This is a genomic window from Pseudomonas sp. FBCC-B35 (assembly GCF_059133755.1).
The window spans coordinates 2,389,996-2,407,505 of record NZ_CP101439.1 but is presented as its reverse complement, the minus strand read 5'-3'; the positions used below and the strand labels follow the sequence as shown (position 1 = coordinate 2,407,505).

19 protein-coding genes are annotated in these 17,510 nt (G+C 60.9%); 9 read left to right on the top strand and 10 right to left on the bottom strand.

Translation table 11 applies throughout. The features are described 5' to 3' along the window. Positions 1–74 precede the first annotated feature (74 nt). Genes NMB38_RS11090 through NMB38_RS11075 form a run of 4 tightly spaced genes read left to right on the top strand, consistent with a single transcriptional unit; the run spans position 75 to position 3,926 of the window. On the top strand, positions 75–992 hold the full coding sequence (locus tag NMB38_RS11090) for a DUF72 domain-containing protein (RefSeq protein ID WP_027915589.1): 918 nt from the start codon (positions 75–77) through the stop codon (positions 990–992). Then, positions 989–1,774 (top strand): endonuclease/exonuclease/phosphatase family protein, encoded by a 786-nt coding sequence (locus NMB38_RS11085; RefSeq protein WP_104926210.1) that lies wholly within the window; start codon positions 989–991, stop codon positions 1,772–1,774. Before NMB38_RS11090 ends, NMB38_RS11085 begins: the two co-directional genes overlap by 4 nt. Further along, entirely contained in the window at positions 1,771–2,973 is a 1,203-nt protein-coding gene (gene clsB, locus NMB38_RS11080; protein WP_027915591.1) for a cardiolipin synthase ClsB, read from the top strand. Before NMB38_RS11085 ends, clsB begins: the two co-directional genes overlap by 4 nt. Next, complete coding sequence (locus NMB38_RS11075) at positions 2,973–3,926, top strand: lysylphosphatidylglycerol synthase domain-containing protein (protein ID WP_028687531.1); 954 nt, start codon at positions 2,973–2,975, stop codon at positions 3,924–3,926. The genes clsB and NMB38_RS11075 overlap by 1 nt, the downstream gene beginning before the upstream one ends. 178 nt (positions 3,927–4,104) lie before the next feature. Here the strand turns inward: NMB38_RS11075 and NMB38_RS11070 are convergent, their stop codons facing one another. Then, a complete protein-coding gene (locus NMB38_RS11070; RefSeq protein WP_027915593.1) occupies positions 4,105–4,329 on the bottom strand; it encodes a metallothionein in 225 nt (74 codons plus the stop codon). A 2-nt stretch (positions 4,330–4,331) separates the two neighbouring features. Continuing rightward, positions 4,332–4,790: a phosphotransferase system, HPr-related protein gene (locus NMB38_RS11065; RefSeq protein ID WP_104926209.1), complete on the bottom strand. Its 459-nt coding sequence runs from the start codon at positions 4,788–4,790 to the stop codon at positions 4,332–4,334. 147 nt (positions 4,791–4,937) lie between these two features. Here NMB38_RS11065 and ligD point away from each other — a divergent pair, with 147 nt between their 5' ends. The 5 genes from ligD to NMB38_RS11040 are packed head-to-tail and all read left to right on the top strand — an operon-like array spanning position 4,938 to position 10,566. Next, positions 4,938–7,454, top strand: coding sequence for a DNA ligase D (gene ligD / locus NMB38_RS11060; RefSeq protein WP_427662478.1), 2,517 nt, complete (start codon positions 4,938–4,940; stop codon positions 7,452–7,454). Between the two features lie 34 nt (positions 7,455–7,488). Then, positions 7,489–8,532, top strand: a complete 1,044-nt coding sequence (locus NMB38_RS11055) for an acyl-CoA dehydrogenase family protein (RefSeq protein ID WP_028687529.1) — start codon at positions 7,489–7,491, stop codon at positions 8,530–8,532. Then, on the top strand, positions 8,529–9,284 hold the full coding sequence (locus NMB38_RS11050) for a PIG-L deacetylase family protein (RefSeq protein WP_027915597.1): 756 nt from the start codon (positions 8,529–8,531) through the stop codon (positions 9,282–9,284). Before NMB38_RS11055 ends, NMB38_RS11050 begins: the two co-directional genes overlap by 4 nt. Positions 9,285–9,295: 11 nt before the next feature. Continuing rightward, on the top strand, positions 9,296–9,895 hold the full coding sequence (locus NMB38_RS11045; RefSeq protein ID WP_027915598.1) for a class I SAM-dependent methyltransferase: 600 nt from the start codon (positions 9,296–9,298) through the stop codon (positions 9,893–9,895). Then, a complete protein-coding gene (locus NMB38_RS11040) occupies positions 9,892–10,566 on the top strand; it encodes a glycosyltransferase family 2 protein (RefSeq protein WP_028687528.1) in 675 nt (224 codons plus the stop codon). The genes NMB38_RS11045 and NMB38_RS11040 overlap by 4 nt, the downstream gene beginning before the upstream one ends. Positions 10,567–10,572: 6 nt before the next feature. Here the strand turns inward: NMB38_RS11040 and ku are convergent, their stop codons facing one another. From ku to NMB38_RS11000, 8 genes are all read right to left on the bottom strand, one after another. Beyond that, complete coding sequence (gene ku, locus NMB38_RS11035; protein ID WP_028687527.1) at positions 10,573–11,433, bottom strand: non-homologous end joining protein Ku; 861 nt, start codon at positions 11,431–11,433, stop codon at positions 10,573–10,575. A 104-nt stretch (positions 11,434–11,537) separates the two neighbouring features. Then, positions 11,538–12,125, bottom strand: a complete 588-nt coding sequence (locus NMB38_RS11030; protein WP_027915601.1) for a 5'-methylthioadenosine/S-adenosylhomocysteine nucleosidase family protein — start codon at positions 12,123–12,125, stop codon at positions 11,538–11,540. Positions 12,126–12,344: 219 nt separating this feature from the next. Next, on the bottom strand, positions 12,345–13,298 hold the full coding sequence (locus NMB38_RS11025; RefSeq protein ID WP_028687526.1) for a methyltransferase: 954 nt from the start codon (positions 13,296–13,298) through the stop codon (positions 12,345–12,347). Further along, positions 13,298–14,644 carry an iron-containing redox enzyme family protein gene (locus NMB38_RS11020; RefSeq protein ID WP_028687525.1) on the bottom strand — a complete coding sequence of 449 codons (1,347 nt, stop codon included), beginning with the start codon at positions 14,642–14,644 and terminating at the stop codon, positions 13,298–13,300. The genes NMB38_RS11025 and NMB38_RS11020 overlap by 1 nt, the downstream gene beginning before the upstream one ends. 21 nt (positions 14,645–14,665) lie before the next feature. Further along, positions 14,666–14,863, bottom strand: coding sequence for a hypothetical protein (locus NMB38_RS11015; protein WP_028687524.1), 198 nt, complete (start codon positions 14,861–14,863; stop codon positions 14,666–14,668). A 60-nt stretch (positions 14,864–14,923) separates the two neighbouring features. After that, positions 14,924–15,097, bottom strand: a complete 174-nt coding sequence (locus NMB38_RS11010) for a con-10 family general stress protein (RefSeq protein WP_028687523.1) — start codon at positions 15,095–15,097, stop codon at positions 14,924–14,926. Positions 15,098–15,244: 147 nt separating this feature from the next. Next, positions 15,245–16,528 (bottom strand): NTP/NDP exchange transporter, encoded by a 1,284-nt coding sequence (locus NMB38_RS11005; protein ID WP_028687522.1) that lies wholly within the window; start codon positions 16,526–16,528, stop codon positions 15,245–15,247. Between the two features lie 4 nt (positions 16,529–16,532). After that, entirely contained in the window at positions 16,533–17,441 is a 909-nt protein-coding gene (locus tag NMB38_RS11000; RefSeq protein WP_028687521.1) for an aldo/keto reductase, read from the bottom strand. Positions 17,442–17,510 lie beyond the last annotated feature (69 nt).

Sequence of the window (17,510 nt, the reverse complement as noted above, 5' to 3'; positions counted from 1 at the left end):
CAACTGCGCCTGAACCCTCCTGCCACTGCGCTGGTCGCAATGGTGAATGGAATGGAGATGCGATAGGAGGCAGCGTGAGCGAGGTACGCATTGGCATTTCAGGATGGCGATACGGCCCTTGGCGCAGGGATTTCTACCCCAAGGGCCTGCGCCAGGATGACGAACTGGCCTTCGCATCGAGGGCGGTCACGACCATCGAGATCAATGGCTCGTTCTACAGCCTGCAAACGCCCGAACGCTATCAAGCCTGGCATGACGCCACACCCGATGACTTCGTCTTCGCCGTCAAGGCACCGCGATACATCACCCACATCCGCAGACTCAAGGACATCGACACGCCATTGGCCAATTTCTTCGCATCCGGGCCGCTTCTTCTGGGCAACAAGCTCGGCCCTTTCTTATGGCAGTTCCCTGCCAACATGCGCTTCGACGCTGAGCGATTCGGTGCATTCCTGCAGCTGCTACCGCGTGACCGAGCCGCTGCCAAACGTAGCGCCAATGGCTGCGAGCAACGCCTGCAAGGTAACGGCGGTACGCAGATAAGCGGGAATGCACCCCTACGCCATGCGGTGGAAATACGTCACGAAAGCTTCCTGTGCGATCGTTTCGTGGAACTGCTGCGCCAGCACAACGTTGCCTTGGTGGTGGCCGACAGCGCGGGTAAGTGGCCTTACGTCGAAGACGTCACCGCAGACTTCATGTATATGCGCCTGCATGGCGATGTCGAACTCTATAGCAGCGGGTATACCGTCAGCGCGCTTCGCCGCTGGAAGAAACGTATCGAACAGTGGACTGAGGGAAGCCAGCCCGACGACGCACATCTGATCGTACAAGGGCCGCCACCCCGGTGCCCAACGCGTGACGTGTACTGCTATTTCGATAACGATCAGAAAGTCCATGCCCCTTACGACGCGCGCCGACTGCTGGAAAAGATGCACTTGGACCACGAATTGATGACCGAGCCGGGCGCCGAGCCGGAGGTTAAGCTGTGAACCCAACACTCCCCGCGCCAAACTGCATCATCGACAAAATCACCGCCGTGCACCGCCTGAACGTGCTGACGCTCAACGTGCACAAAGGCTTCACCTTCTTCAACCGCCGCTTCATCCTGCCGGAGCTGCGCGATGCGGTACGTGCCACAGGCGCCGACCTGGTGTTTCTCCAGGAAGTGCATGGCAGCCATCAGCAGCATGCGATCAGTCATCCCGCCTGGCCGGAGGCGCCCCAGTACGAGTTTCTGGCAGACAGCATGTGGCCGCAATTCGCCTATGGGCGCAACGCCGTCTACCCCCATGGCGATCACGGCAACGCCTTGCTCTCCAAATTCCCAATCGTACGTTCAGAGAACCTCGACGTATCGGTCGAGGGAAACGAACAGCGAGGTCTGCTGCACTGTCAACTGGAGGTGCCGGGCCATGACGAGGTGCATGCAATCTGTGTACACCTGGGGCTACGGGAGGCACACCGCCAGAAACAGGTGAGTTTGCTGTTCGAGTTGCTCGACCGCCTGCCTGCCAGGGCGCCCGTGATCATCGCCGGGGATTTCAATGACTGGCGTCTGAAGGCAGATGCCGTGTTGTCAGAGCGCCTGATTGAGGCATTTGGCGAGCGTTTCGGCTCGCCGGCCCGCAGTTTTCCCGCGCGCCTGCCGCTGCTTCGGCTCGACCGGATCTACGTGCGCAATGCCATGCCCCATGCTGCAAAGGTTTTATCCAACTATCCGTGGTCGCACCTGTCCGACCACGCCCCCTTGGCTGCGGAGATCAACGTGTGAAAAGACCTTGGGTCGATGGCAACAGCGTCGAGCTGTTGATCAATGGTGAGGCGTTCTACCCGCGAGTCTTCGAGGCCATGGGCCAGGCGCGCGATGAAATTCTCCTTGAGACATTCATCATCTACGAGGACAAGGTTGGCCATCAGTTGCAGCGTGCCCTGATCGAGGCAGCGCAACGCGGGGTTCGTGTCGAAGTGGTTGCCGATGGGTATGGCACCGCTGACCTGTCAGCTGAATTCATCGGAGCGATGACCGAAGCGGGGGTGAGGTTTCACTTGTTCGATCCCCAGCCTCGTCTGGCTGGCCTGCGCACCAACCTGTTCCGCCGCCTGCATCGCAAAATCGTCGTGATCGACGGGGAGCGTGCGTTCATTGGCGGCATCAACTATAGCGCCGATCATCTCGGCGACTATGGGCCGATGGCCAAGCAGGACTACGCCGTGGAGGTCACCGGTCCAGTGGTCGCCCAGGTGCATGCCGTGAGCCGTCGACTGATGTCGCCGGTGCTGGAGCCCCCAAGCGAGGTGCGCCCGGTTACCGACCCCACTGGCGACATCACCGCCGTGATGGTAGAGCGGGACAACGGCCAACGCAGCACAGCGATCGAAGCGTATTACCTCGAAGCCCTGCGTGGCGCTCGTAAGCGCATAGTGGTAGCCAATGCCTATTTTTTCCCAGGCTATCGCCTATTGCGCGAACTGCGTAACGCCGCGCGTCGAGGGGTTGAAGTGACCCTCATCATGCAAGGTGAGCCGGACATGTGGTGGGTGCGTACGCTGGCTCGCCTGCTCTACAACTACCTGCTTCGCGATGGGGTGCGGATCCATGAGTATTGCCGACGCCCCCTGCACGGCAAAGTCGCGCTGGTGGACGACGAATGGTCCACGGTCGGCTCGAGCAACCTCGACCCGCTGAGCCTGTCGTTCAACCTTGAAGCCAACCTGTTCATCCGCAGCCGCGCCTTCAACCAACAGCTCCACGACCATTTGCAGTCGCTGGCCAGCGAACAGTGCAAGACGGTCACCCTTGAGCGAATGATCCGCGGCTACTGGTGGCGGGCGCCGCTGATCTTCTTGAGCTTCCATGTCATACGTCATTTCCCGCGCATTGCCGGCTGGCTACCTGCGCATCGCAAGCGCCTAAAGACGCCCGGGCAAGCGGTGGAGACCCAAGGCAACCTGCACGAGGGCAACACCTGATGGAACGAAAACGTTGGCAAGTGTGGGCCAAGCGTCTGTTCACGGTCCTGTTCCTGATCCTGATCCCGGCGTTGTTGTTCACGCTGGCGCGCAACCTGGACTGGAACGAGGTACGTGAATCGCTGTTGGCCTACAAGCCCGGCACATTGGCTGTCGGGTTGGTCATGGCACTGATGAGCTTCCTGATCTTCGCCAGCTATGACCTGTTGGCTCGTGCCTATACCGGTCACAAGCTGCCGGTGCGGCAAGTGCTGCCGATCGCTTTCGTGTGCTACGCCTTCAACCTCAATTTCACCACCTGGGTAGGCGGGGTCGCGTTGCGCTATCGGTTATATGGCAGGCTCGGGCTCGATACCCCCACCATCACACGCATCCTGACCTTGGGGCTATTGACCAATTGGATGGGCTACATGCTGCTGGCAGGCGGCGTGTTTGCAATGCGCCTGGTTGAGTTGCCGGCAAACTGGGCCGTCGGCACCACCGGGCTGCAGCTGATTGGCTTTGCGTTGCTGGCCATCTCGATCGGCTACCTGCTAGCCTGCGGTTTTGCCAAAAAACGCACTTGGCGCTGGCGCGAACATGAACTGACGTTACCCTCGCTGCGCCTTGCGCTATGCCAGGTGGCCTTGGGTGCCAGCAACTGGGCAATGATGGCGCTGCTGATCTTCTGGCTGCTGCCAGATCAGGCATTCTATCCCTCCATTCTGGGGGTGCTGTTGATCAGCTGCGTGGCCGGTGTAGTGGCCCACATACCGGCAGGGCTCGGGGTGCTGGAGACGGTATTCCTAGGCTTGCTCCAAGGACAGATTCCACAAGGCAGCCTGGTTGCAGCCCTATTGGCCTATCGAACCTTGTACTACCTGATACCGCTGGTGTTGGCGGTCATCACCTACCTCGTGCTGGAGAAGCGCGCCAAGGCCATGCGCCGGCAAGACTCGGCAGCACCAACATGATTGACAGGTAAGTAGAGCAGGGATAGCGCAGATCCCGGCTTAGCTCAGCTCCTTGGAGCGGTCTTGCCGGGGCGCCGGCGAGGCCGCGCCCACACACGGAAATTCGCTAGCTATCACAAACAATGCAAAGCAGGTTGAACAGGCCGGGTCTGCCCGAGCAGACCCGGCTCAATATCCCTCACGGCGAAATAGGATCGCTCGCAGGGAAAGTCTCATCCAGTGCATTGTCCACACTGGTTTCCTTCTTTTGCTCGACCTTGCCACAGGTACAGTCTGGCATGCGGCATGGCTCGCCGTTGCGGTGTCCGGTTGCACACGCCTCGCAACAGTAGGCCTTGCCATTCTGCGGCAAGGTGCTCACCGTGCAGGAACACTCGGTACAAGCGCAGCGTAATTCGCTCATGATCAGCTCCTTTCGTCTTCTTCAATTGCATCATCAGTCCACGGTTTCCCGTCAAGCGGGTTGGTGCGGGCCAGTTCTGCTTCGTCAAGGCCACGGCCGCCGCCGATTTCCATCGCGTCTACTTCGGTCAGGGCCTGATCGGCAGGGCCGCCATATCCAGGCTCATGAGGATCTCGGGCGCCGGTCTCATCCAGCAGCGTGTCCGGGCTCAGGTCGTCATCGGTGACGCCGTCCTCATGCAGGCTGTCGGTCAGTGCCTCGCCGCCGGTCAAGCCGCTCTGGCGCACCCGTTCCTCCGGAAACTCCTGCTCCACTTCACTTTCTGGCCGCTCATCACCTACCCGTCCCTGACGGTCATCAAGGCGATCACTGAAGTTCAGCTCATGCACGCTGCCCATTCGATCCTCGATGTCGTCGATCTCGGTCGGGGTATAGGCTTTGGGTTCATCGTGTCTGGACATTACGCCTCTCCATCAGTTGGCTTACCCAAAGTCGACTGCTCTGCACCCAGGAAGATTCAGAGTTTTACGCGGCTACCGGCGGTTTTTTGAACTCCAGCGCTGTTCGCCACCTCCCAAGATCAAGACAGCGCAGGTTCCGGAGTTCCCATGGCCAAGCCCCTCGAGGAATACGCGCGCAAGCGCGATTTCAACGCCACGCCTGAGCCGAGCGGCAAATCCGGCCGCACCAAAGCGGCCCACGCATTACAGTTCTGCATTCAGAAGCATGACGCCAGCCATCTTCACTATGATTTCCGGCTGGAACTCGACGGCACGCTTAAAAGTTGGGCGATTCCAAAAGGCCCTTCCTTGGATCCGAAAGTCAAACGCCTGGCCGTGCATGTCGAAGACCATCCGCTCGATTACGCCACGTTCGAAGGCCATATTCCGGAAGGTCACTACGGTGGCGGCGATGTCATCGTCTGGGACCGTGGCGTCTGGGAGCCGGACGGTGATCCGCGTGAGGGGTACGAGAAAGGAAAGCTACGCTTTCGTCTGCAAGGCGAGAAGCTCGCTGGCATGTGGAACCTGTTCCGAACACGGCTGGCAGGCAAGAAAGAGCAGTGGATGCTGGTCAAGTCAAACGACAGCCAGGCCCGCAGTGAGGCGCAGTACAGTATCGTCGAGGAACAGCCCGACAGCGTGCTGAGCGACCGGACATTGACCCCCAAGCCTTCTGCGAAGACGGCCAAACAGGCTAAAAGTAAGCCTGCCCCGGCCAAGCAGGCCGCCAAGTCCAAGTCCAAGTCCAAGTCCGGTAAACTACCAGACCACCTACAGCCGCAGTTAGCCACGTTGGTCGATTCACCGCCTTCCGGGGAGTGGCGGTATGAGGTGAAGTACGACGGATATCGCATCCTTGCGCGCATTGAGGACGATGATGTACGGCTCTACACCCGCAATGGTCATGACTGGAGCGCCAAAATGCCCGGCCAGGTCGCTGCGCTACGCGCATTAGGTGTGGACTCTGCGTGGCTCGATGGCGAGATGGTCGTCAATGACGATCAAGGGGTTGCAGATTTTCAGGCCCTGCAGAATGCATTCGATACCGCTCATGATGAACAAATAACCTATTACGTCTTCGACCTGCTGTTCCTGGGCGGCCAGGATCTACGCGCCCTTCCCTTGCAGCAGCGACGCGACGCGTTGAAGCGTTTGCTCGAGCACAACACTGCGGACAACCTCAACTACTCCGCAGACTTCGACGAGCCGGTCGAAGCGTTGCTTGAAAGCGCCTGTACGCTGGGCCTTGAAGGCCTGATAGGTAAGCGCGCCGACAGCAGCTACACAGGCAAGCGCAGCGCCGACTGGATCAAACTCAAGTGCAAGCGGCGGCAAGAGTTCGTGGTAGTGGGCTATACCGACCCCAAGGGGAGCCGCAATGGGTTTGGCGCCTTGCTGTTGGCTCTGCACGAGGGCGACGGGGGCACGCTGCGTTACGCCGGCAAGGTCGGCACCGGCTTCAGTACCACCACGCTGGATACGCTGCACGCACGACTCGAACCCCTGCAGACCGCCAGCCCCCCTGTGGCCAACCCTCCCACTGGAGCCGAGGCCCGCGGTGTACATTGGCTCAAGCCCACCTTGCTGGCCGAGATCGCTTTTGCCCAGATGACGCGTGACGGTGTAGTACGCCACGCGGTATTTCACGGCTTGCGCGACGACAAGCCGGCCACTGCTATCGACCTGGAGCGCGCGATGCCGAGCAAGACCGTCCATAAGCGCAAGGCGGCCAAGGACGCCGAGACGCTGGGCGACCTGCGCCTGACCCACCCTGATCGCGTGATCGATCCCACCTCAGGCATGACCAAGCGCGACGTCGTCGAATACTACGCCCAGGTCAGCCAATGGATCTTGCCGCACCTCAAGCACCGGCCGGTTGCGCTCGTACGCGCGCCAGACGGCCTCGCCGGGGAACTGTTTTTCCAGAAGAACGCTGGTCAGCTGCACATTCCAAACGTGCGTACATACGACAAAGAGCAGGCCGGCCAAGCCGCCATGGTGATCAACCGCCCCGACACCTTGCTGGGCGCTGTGCAGATGAACATGCTCGAACTGCACACCTGGAACGCCACGGACACACACTTCGACCGGCCAGATCGTTTCGTGCTCGACCTGGATCCAGACCCGGCCCTGCCCTGGAAAGCGATGCTGGAGGCCACGCAGCTGACCTTGACCCTGCTGGACGAACTGGGTCTGAAGGTGTTCATCAAGACCAGCGGGGGCAAAGGTATCCACCTTGTTGTCCCGCTGACGAGAAAAGCGAGCTGGGACGACGTCAAGGATTTCAGTCACGCCATCGTCACCTACCTGGCAAAACTGTTCCCTGATCGGCTCACCGCGGTGTCCGGCCCCAAGAACCGTGTGGGCCGTATCTTCATCGACTACCTGCGCAATGGCAAAGGCGCCACCACGGTGTGTGCCTATTCGCTGCGTGCTCGCGAGGGCTTGCCGGTTTCAGTCCCCGTCTGGCGTGAAGAGCTGGCGCAGCTCAAGGGGGCCAACCAGTGGACCATCGCCACCGTTGGCGAGCGACTGGCCGATGCCCAGGACCCTTGGGCCGACATGAGCAAGACCCGTCAATCCATCACGGCGCGGATGCGCAAACAACTTGGCCTCACGTGATGGCCGACGTCTACCGCTACAGGGAGTTTCGCGCATGAGCATGCCTCAGGACCACGACCTCACCCCGTTGGACCGCTTGTTGCGCACGTACGAGGAGCGGCTGCAGCCCCTCAATGTCGATACCCAGTCACTCGAGTTGATGAAAACCTTGCGGTCCCAGTGCTTGGACGTCCTACCGCGCCCGGGTCACGGCAGGACGCTGGAGCGCTGGCAGACGTTGTCGCGCTTGGCCGGCTGTGACCTGGCTTTGGCCAAGCTCTATGAGGGCCACACTGACGCTTTGGCGATTCTGGCCGAATGTGGCGCTGGCCATCTTGTAGGCGATGGGATCTGGGGTGTGTGGGCCGCAGAGCCGCCGGATGCTCGCGCCGTCGTTGCATCCAGAGACGGAGATTGCGTTCGCCTTGCCGGGAAGAAGGCGTGGTGTTCGGGCGCCTTGCAAATCGACCAGGCCTTGATCACCGCCTGGGACGAGTCGGGTCAACCGCAGCTGGTTGCCATCCGCTTGGCCGACCCAACCCTGGGTCTGAATATCGAGCACTGGCAGGCCGTAGGCATGGCAAGCACCGCCAGCGTCGAGGTCGAATTCAACGACACGCCGGGTATGGTGGTCGGTACGGCGGGCGAGTATTTATCAAGGCCTGGCTTCTGGCACGGCGGCGCGGGCATCGCCGCCTGTTGGTATGGGGCGGCCGAAGCGCTGGCCGACTACCTGCGCGAGCATTGCCGCAAGCCCAAACCGGACCCCCACGCCGATGCGCACCTGGGCGCCGTGGATGCCGCCCTGTGCGGCGCTCGGGCGGCATTACGTGAATGTGCCGCCTGGATCGATCGCAATCCACGCGCCGATGCCAGTCTCATCGTGCAGCGCGTGCGCGCCCACGTCGAACACGCCGTGGAGCACGTCATGCGACATGTAGGCCGGGCGTTGGGCGCAACACCGTTTTGCCGTAATGCACACTTTGCGCGGTTGAGCGCTGACCTGCCAGTGTTCATTCGTCAGAGTCACGCCGAACGAGACCTTGCAGCACTCGGCGCGCAGATCGCACAGCTTTCTTCCGGAGCATGGCAGCTATGAGTGAAGACCTGATCCAGTCCAATGACGGCACGCCCTGGTCAGCGTGGCAGCACTCGGCCCACCTGGCCCGGGCCACCTGGGTCTCTGCCCAGCAGCTCTGCCCACCGGGTCGACGCCTGGTACTGATCGCCCCACATCCAGATGACGAGATTCTCATGGCCGGTGGTCTGCTGGCCGATTTTGCAGGGCGCGAAGAGGACCTGGTGCTGATCTCGGCGACCGACGGCGAAGGCAGCCATCCTGGCTCGACTCGCTGGACAGAGCATCGCCTGCGTCGCGACCGGCCGCAAGAAAGCCGCAAGGCCATCGAGCAGCTCGGGCTGGACCCCAAGCGCATCGATTGGCGCCGCCTGCACCTGAAGGACAGTCAACTGGCCAGGGAGGAAGCCTTTCTGGTTAGCCACCTGACTCAGCTGCTGCGCCCGGAAGATGTGCTGATGACAACCTGGCGCGGTGACGGCCACTGCGATCACGAGGCGGTAGGCCGGGCCGGCGCGCAGGCAGCGTTGGCGCGTAAGGCCCAGTTGGTGGAAGTCCCCGTATGGGCATGGCACTGGGGCCAACCCGAGGATCCACGTCTGCCCTGGGAACGTGCGCACCGCTTGCAACTCAATGAGGATCAGGTGGGGCGCAAGCGCAAAGCCATCGCTGCACACGTCAGCCAGTTCGAACCTGACGGTTGTACACCGCCGGTGCTACGCCCCAACTTGCTGGACTGCGTGCTACAGCCCTTCGAACTGGTCTTCTTGTAAAAGGATCTGCCATGAGTATCGATGCCCAATATTTTGCCGACCTGTATGCCGCCAATGAAGACCCTTGGGCTTTTCGTACCCGCTGGTATGAAAAACGCAAGCGCGACCTGGTCATGGCCAGCCTCCCCCGGCAGTGCTACGAGCGTGTGTTCGAGCCGGCCTGCGCCAATGGCGAACTCAGTGTGCTGCTCGCCGAGCGCTGTGCCGAGCTGGTGTGCCAGGACCTCGACCCGAAAGCCGTGGGCCTGGCCACCGATCGCCTGGCCGATATCCGCCACGCACGGGTAGAACGCGCTCGCCTGCCTGCCGACTGGCCGGGCGGGCGTTTCGATCTGATCGTGCTCAGCGAAGTGGGGTATTACCTTGATCCCACCGACTGGTTGCAGGTGATCGAGCAGTCTGTTGCCAGCCTGTCCTATGATGGGGGCCTGTTGGCGTGCCACTGGAAGCATCCCATCGCCGGGTGTCCGCAGGACGGGCGCGAGGTGCATCGGATGCTGTCCAAACACCTGCCGCTATACCCGGTGTTCTGCCACGACGAGGCCGACTTCATCATGGCCTACTGGTCCAACCAACCCAGCGTGGTAGACCTTGACGAGACGTGCGTATGATCGGCGTCGTCATTCCGGCCCACAACGAGGCCCGGCGTCTGGGACGATGCCTGAAGGCCGCCTCGACTGCTGCCCAATACGCTGCGGCGGCAGGTCATCACGTCGCCATTCTGGTGGTTCTGGATCGCTGTACCGACGGCACCGCCGCCGTCGCACAGCGCCACGGAGCACACACCTTCGCGATTGAAGCTGGCAACGTCGGTATGGCCCGGCGCGCGGGTGCCGAATGGATGCTCGCGCGCGGTGCGACCTGGCTCGCCTGCACAGACGCAGACAGCCAGGTCCCTGCCCACTGGCTGACGGCACAGCTCGAATGCGGCGCTGAAGTCGTGTGCGGTACGGTCCATGTGAGCCACTGGCAGCCTTGGCAAACCGCTGCGTTGCGCAAACTCTATCTGAGCCGCTACGAGGCACGTGATGGTCATCGTCATATCCATGGTGCCAATCTCGGCGTGAGCGCACAGGCCTATCAGAGCGTCGACGGGTTCCAGCCTCTGGCGGCCCACGAGGATGTGCGTCTGGTCCGGGACCTGGAAGCGCTGGGGGTACCGATCAGTTGGTCAGCCGGGCACAGTGTGGCTACCAGCAGCCGACGCGAGTGTCGCGCACGCGAAGGGTTTGGCGATTACCTGGCCGGCCTGCAGGAGCAGCTGCAGGCCAAGCACTTGTGACTGCCGTCAGGAAGCCTTGCGCGTGCGTTTGGCGGGCTTCTTCGCGGCAGCAGGTTTCTTTTTGGAAGGCGCAGGGCCTTTGCCGCCGAGGCTGCGCTTGAGCAGCTCGGTGAGGTCGATGATATCTGCGCCCTTCTCGCCGCTGGTGTCCTCGCCTTTTTCCACCGTCTCGATCTTGCCCTTGCTGGCCTTTTCGGCAACCAGTTCCATGATCGTGTCTCGAAACGCGTCATGATACTCGTCCGGTGACCAGGTGCCGGCCATGTCTTCAACCAGACGTTTGGCCATATCCAGCTCTCGTTTGTCCACTTTGGCCTTGGTCACTGTAGTGTCCAGTTCGAGCGTGTCGAGCCCACGCACCTCATCTGGCCAGCGCAACGTGATCATCACCAGGGCCTCGTCCAGGGGCCGGATGAGTGCAAGGTGCTGGCGGGTGTGGAGTACGACTGTCGCCAAGGCCACTTTGCCGGTGGTAGCCAGCGTTTCGCGCAAGAGCGCGTAGACCTTGCCCCCACGCCGGTCAGGGCTCAGATAGTAAGGGGTATCGAAGTGCTGAAGGGGAATGTCCCCCGCATCCACGAACGAAAAGATGTCGATCGTCTGGGTGGCTTCCGGGCGCGCCTTGCGGATCTCCTGTTCACTGATCACCACATAGCGGCCCTTCTCGTACTCCACGCCCTTGACGATGTTTTCCTTGTCAATGTCCTTCCCAGTGACCTTGTTGATGCGCTTGTAGCCCACCGGGTCCATGCTGCGCTTGTCCAGCCAGTCGAAATCAACGCGTTCACTGCTGACGGCGGAATTGAGCGCCACGGGTATGTGTACCAAACCGAAACTGATGGCGCCTTTCCAGATTGCCCTGGCCATTGACATGCTCCCTGAGTGATCTGCTGATACCTCAAGTGACTGCGCTACTTGGGCAAAGGTTTAACCGCAGCGCTGGGTGGCTAACACAGCCATTGGACAGAAACTCAGCCAGGATTGAAGAGCACCCGCTTGAAGGCTTCGGCCGCCAAGTGCACCTGCACGGACCAGTCGCTGGCCGCATCACTCCCGGCATCGTCCGAGATGTATTTCAGACACACGAACGGGATGTTCTCGGAGCGTGCGATGAGCGCCAGCGCGTAGGCCTCCATGTCGACCACGTCATAAGGTGCATCACCGTGGCTGATCTCGAAGTTGTCCCCGGTGCCACAGGTTTCTACGGGTAAACCTGAAATGGCCAGCCCATGCTCGAGCACGACAGGGATGTCGGACAGCGGTGTTTCGTAGCGCGCAAACCCGAGGGGCGTGACGTCCATGTCACGCTGGACGAACCGTGTGCAGCACACCAGGCTGCCCTTACCATGCAGCCGACTGCCTGCCGAACCGAGATTGACGATGAGCCTGGGCCTGCGCGTGGTAACGGCGCGGGTGAGTGCAATCGCCGCGTTGACCTTGCCAATGCCGGTGAAGACCGTATTCATATGCCCGAACAAACCACCCGCCTCTGCCTCCAAGGCGAAGACGAACAGCGTGTCTTCAAGGGCTACACGTGGGAACAGCGGGGTCAGCATCATGGTTACGGTCCTTGGCACAACGGTGATGGATCCCGCTATTCTCATTGAACCGGTGGTGAAATCAAACACCTACGTACGAAGGCCGGACTGCCAAAGAGGCACCCGGCCAGAGCGCCCTTGCAAGCAGCGGTAAATATGAAATGTGTGATGTGATACCGAACCCCGGAGACCGCTGTGCGCCCCATGGGGCACATCTGGATATCGCTCAATCCTGTACCATCACCGATTGCGCGTAACCGTCAGTGCCACAGCCGCAATACGTTCGACTCGCTCATAGCCTGGCTCCAATAATTGCTCGCCGAACACGTCAGGGTCGATCTCTCGATAGACCCAGGAAAATTCAGGGCCGGCCAGTTGCTCGCGAACGCCTTCGAGCAAAGCGTCCTGCCCCTCAACGATGGCAACGCCGGTATAGAGCAACAGTGATCCCCCCACGGTCAGTCGCGCAAGGCTCTGCTCGATGATGCGACGCGACAAGTCAGCCCCAAGCGATCCTCCGCCATGACGATACGTGCGTTCCCCGTCATCAAGCATGTAGGGAGGATTGGCCACGATCAGGTCGAACTGACCCGTCACGTCCTGGAGAATATTGCTGTGTTGAACAGAGACATTACTGACGTCGGCGAGGGCTGTATTGACCGCAGTAAAACGCAATGCATTGGGATTGATGTCCACAGCGGTTACCTGTGCATGCTGCGCAGCCCGGGCGATCACCAATGCGCCCACCCCTGTGCCACAGCCGATGTCCACCGCACGCTCAATGCGCTTGAGGGTCGATTGCAGGTGATCCTGGATCACATGGGCGAAACGATAGCTGTCAGGGCCAAAGAACACCGCATCGCTGGCCTGCGTAGGGTAAGCCGAGTGCACCAGCATCACCCCGTCCAGGGTCGACCAACGGACGGTGCTGGCCAGCAGGTCTCGATGAGTGTTCACTACGCCGGCGGTTTTCATCAGGTCGAGCTCATCGTCCGACAGCATCGAGGCGGCAAACGGCCGACTCCAACCAAACACATCGCGGACGGTGCAGGCCTTCTCGGCGCCTGGCCGGGCGTTGACCAAAGCATGGGTTGCGGGTGTCACGCAGGTAAAATGATAACCATCGGCGCGAAGGCGTTTACCCAACTGGAGTAAGGCCTGGTCTGCGGCTGTCTGAGATGAATCGAGGGGCATCAGTGAGATCCTTCCTGGAGCAGGCCAGTGGCCTGTATGTAAGCCCGGGTCGCGACCAATCCTTCGGGCGTCGCATGTTTGTTGCCGGACATGGCACCGATCAGCGTATCCATGTCGTAGTCCGCAGTGCACGGCCGTCGATTACTCGACGTCTGGTCCTGCAATTGCAGGGATGCCTCCCAGGTACCCGGTAGCACCCGGCGAATGCGCGATTGCGACCCTGCGGCGATCCAGTCGTGCCACAACTGCTTCTCGTAGGCGGTAAATACACCATACATGGGCGCGGTCGGCCCCTCGATCAGTTTCCACCAGCGGCTTTGCTCGGGAGCCTCGCCTCGGCGAATCCAGCCTTGGGCCTGCATGGCTTCAAGAAAGGCCGGCATGGCGCCCGGCTCGGCCAGCCACTGATTAATGGTGCGCTTTTGCAGACGGCAGTGGTCCGAATGCATGAACTGACCGAAATTGCGCTTGTGTTCCAGGGCCTGGAGCAGCTCTGCTTCCAAGTCGAAACGTGCGATGAGCGCAGGGGTGCTGATCCCCAGATCATTGAGCCGGTAGCCCCGACGGACGCGCTCATAAAAACCCGCCACGTCATCGGCCGGGCACAATTGGCGCAGCGCCTGGAGCGACAGATGGGCATGCCCGCTGGCGGCATTGTCGATGGTGACATGCAGCTGGAAGTAAAATCCGTCGATACCCAGCTCTGCCAATTCGTACGTTGTAATCAGCAGATGCAAAGGCGGCTGTTCATAGCCAAGGTTGTAGCCAATCACTTCGGGTAGATAGTCCTGGCCATACTCGCCGAGCGCCAATTGCAAGGATGCCTGCAAGTAGCGACCATCCTCCAGGTCCGGACGCTCCAGGCAGCCGAGCCGGCTCATCAGGCGCTGGTAGATTAATACATGGTTGCAGCGAGGATCACCGCTGCCCAGTTCTTCGAGGTACGTACGGATAAGACCGTGATAGCGTGGATCTTGCCATTCCCGCAAAGCACTGAACAGCCAGGCACCGTCTACAACCTTAGTGGGCTCAACTTGTTGCAGGAACCACAAGGCCTGGGCCCGGTTAGCAAAAAAACGCCGCGGGCCGCCCTGCTTGCGCTGATCCAGATAGGCTTTGTAGCCCTCGGCCACACCGGCAGCGTGTTGCAAACTCCAGGCGTCGAGTTGCGCCGGATCATCTGGCAAGTCGTCAGGCATGTCCTGAGCTTGCTCCAATTGGGCATCAAGCCAGGCCCGGCTGCTGGTGTCATGGCCCTCGAGCAAGGCGTGGTAACGGTCCTTCAGGCTGGGGGCGACAGATGGGGCTTGGACCATCGCGGCGGTCTGGCGGGTCATGACCGTCATGGCATATTCCTCGTGCGCGTATTATTGATTGGCTTTCTGCCCTGTCATCGGCTCAGGGGCTGGCGCAGAACGGGGTGCAGCGTTTTCATCGGGTTTTTGCATCTGCAAGGACGGCTTGCTGGCATCGGAATCCTTGCCGGGGTGATTATTGTCGCGGTCAAAACAACCGCCGACGATGGTCAAGGCGCCCATAAGTGTGATCAGTGGGAATGTGCGCATGGCCGGCTCCTTGCTCGAGTAAACGCAGTGCCAGGCGGGCCTGGCACTGCAAGGCTTCACTTATGACTTGCCGCCTCTGCGGCCCGACTCGCTGGAGTGGCCAGCGTTTGCTTGGCCCCCCTTCTTGCCGGCTTCGGAAGCCTTCTCGCGGTCATTGGCGAAGTTGCCCGAATTTTTGCTACCGCCTTGGCTGCCCTGCTGGTTACCGCTACGGCTATTGTCTTTAGTGGCCATGATCTGAAACCTCTTATGACTTCGGAATGCACGGCGCCAATGCCGTACATGAATTGGGAGTCCGGACGTCCGCCAGGATTCGCATTATCGAGAAGGCTTCGGACAAACGGCGTTAAACAAGGGTATGCCCAATAGTTCGCGTCCCCGTCACCGGCCTGGCGTTTTGTCCCGTCGGCCCTGCTGGCCACCTAGCCAATGACCGGTTGCGGCCCAGCTAACGGCGAGTGTCGCCCCGATCAACATGGCCACTTGTGGATGGTCCCCGATAAGGTCCAGGCCCCGCTTTATCCAACCGCTGACCGCGTCACCGCCTCGATACACCACGGTGTCGATGAAGTTCTTGGCCTTGTATTTGTCTTCGGCGCTGACCACCGTGAACAGCATCTCGCGTCCTGGCCGTACCAGGGCGTACTCGCCGGCACGCCGTACGACCATCACGATGACGAACAAAACGAAGACAGGTGACAAGGCCAAACATACGAACCCAGCGGCCATGGCCAGGGGCACTGCCACCAGCAATACCCTCACACCCAGGCGTCGGGCGAGTCGACCGGTGAGAAACAGCTGCGTCAGAATAGCCAGTGCCTGAACGATTGCATCTATGGCGCCGAACACCTGCGTCTGGCGAGTGCGGTCGGTAAAGGTTTCACTGACGATGCGGGCCTGTTCGAAATAGAGGAATGTACTGACACTGGCCAGCAGCACGACGAACACGGCGATCCCGAGCAAATACGGCGTACGCATCACCGCCGCTGCGCCTGAAAACGGATTGCCACCCAGCGCGCGGCCTTCATGGGGGGCTTCGCGGGTCGGTAGAGGGTTAGTCGTACGCCAATGCTGCAACACCCAGGCGGCCAGTACGCTGCCCAGCAGCAGTATCGCCGCGAGCGTCAACAAACCGGAGTGTCCAAGAGGCGCCACCAGCAGTGTGCCGAGCAGCGGCCCGCTCAGCCCGCCCAGGCTTGCTCCTGCTGCCATTACACCGAACAGGCGCTTGCCTTGCTCGGTGCTGAACAAGTCGGCAAGCACACTCCAGGCCAGTGAGATACTCAGTAGATTGAATACCGACAACCAGATATAAAACGCTCGTGCCACCCAAGGCCCGTCGGGGTGGCGTGCCAGCAACGCGGCAAAGGCGAGCAAGTTGCAGATGAAGAAGCCATAGGTCCAAGGCAGTATGTACCGGCGTCGTACACGGGAGGCCAGCCAGCCAAACACAGGCAGGCATACCACAGTGGCGATGAAGGTACCGGTGAACAGCCATTGCAGGTTTTCGACACCACCGGCAACGCCCATGGTTTCACGTACGGGCCGCAGCATGAAATAACCCGTGAACAGCATGAAGAACAGCAGGCTGCCTGCCAGAACGGCTGGCGCCTCCCCGGGCCGCATGTCCAGCATCCGCTGCAGGCGCTGCCGCCACGTCACCATGATGTCAGGAGAACTGCTCGATGAGCGCTTGCTGCTGCGCTTGGGTCAGCAACGGGCCCTGCCCTGCTTTGAGCTGGTCCAGTTGACGGTCCAGTCGGCCAGTAGCCGGTATGACGGCGGTGACCGCCGGGTGGCTGAGGGCGAACTTCAGGAACAGCTGTGCCCAGCTACCGATGCCCTGCTCCTGTGCCCATTCTGGAAGCGCGCGGTCCTTGACCGTGGCGAACAGACGACCGTCATCGAAGGCGCGGTTGATCAGCACCGCCACACCCTTGTCACGGCACAGGGGAAGAAGCTCACGCGCAGCGCCGGGGGCATTGACCGCGTAGTTGATCTGGATGAAGTCCAGGGCCTGGCTGCGCACGATTGCGGCCACTTCATCGTGCCCAGCGTTCAGATAGTGGGTAATGCCCACATACCGCGTCTTGCCCTGTTGCTTGAGTTCACGTGCATAAGGTAACTGCTGCTGCCAGTCACGCAAGTTGTGCACCTGTAGCAGGTCCACGCTGTCCGTGCGCAGGCTGCGCAGCGTGCCGGCCCATTGGGCCTGGGCATCTGCGCGGCTGTTGGCGGCGATCTTGGTGGCAATGAAGCACTGGCGGTGCCATCCGCCTTCGTCGAGCAACTGCCCCAGGATACTGTCTGCTCCGCCATAATTGGGAGAGGTGTCGATGACCCGCCCGCCACCTGCGAAGAAGGCTTCAAGCACTTGATACAGCTGCCGATAGTCCGCTGAGCCTGCCGCGACTTCGAAGCTGCCTGACGTGCCAGCGCCGATCACCGGCAGTCGCTCATCCGTTGACGGGATGGGGCGCGACAGCATGCTCGCCGGTGCAGCTGCGCTCAGCCAGGGACTGGCGGCCAGCAGACCGATCGCAGCGCCTGCACGTAGGACTTCCCGACGTCCATACATAGGAACTCTCCGGTAACACAGCGGAAATATCCAATGCTAGTTCTTCATAGACGCCTTGCGATCATCTTG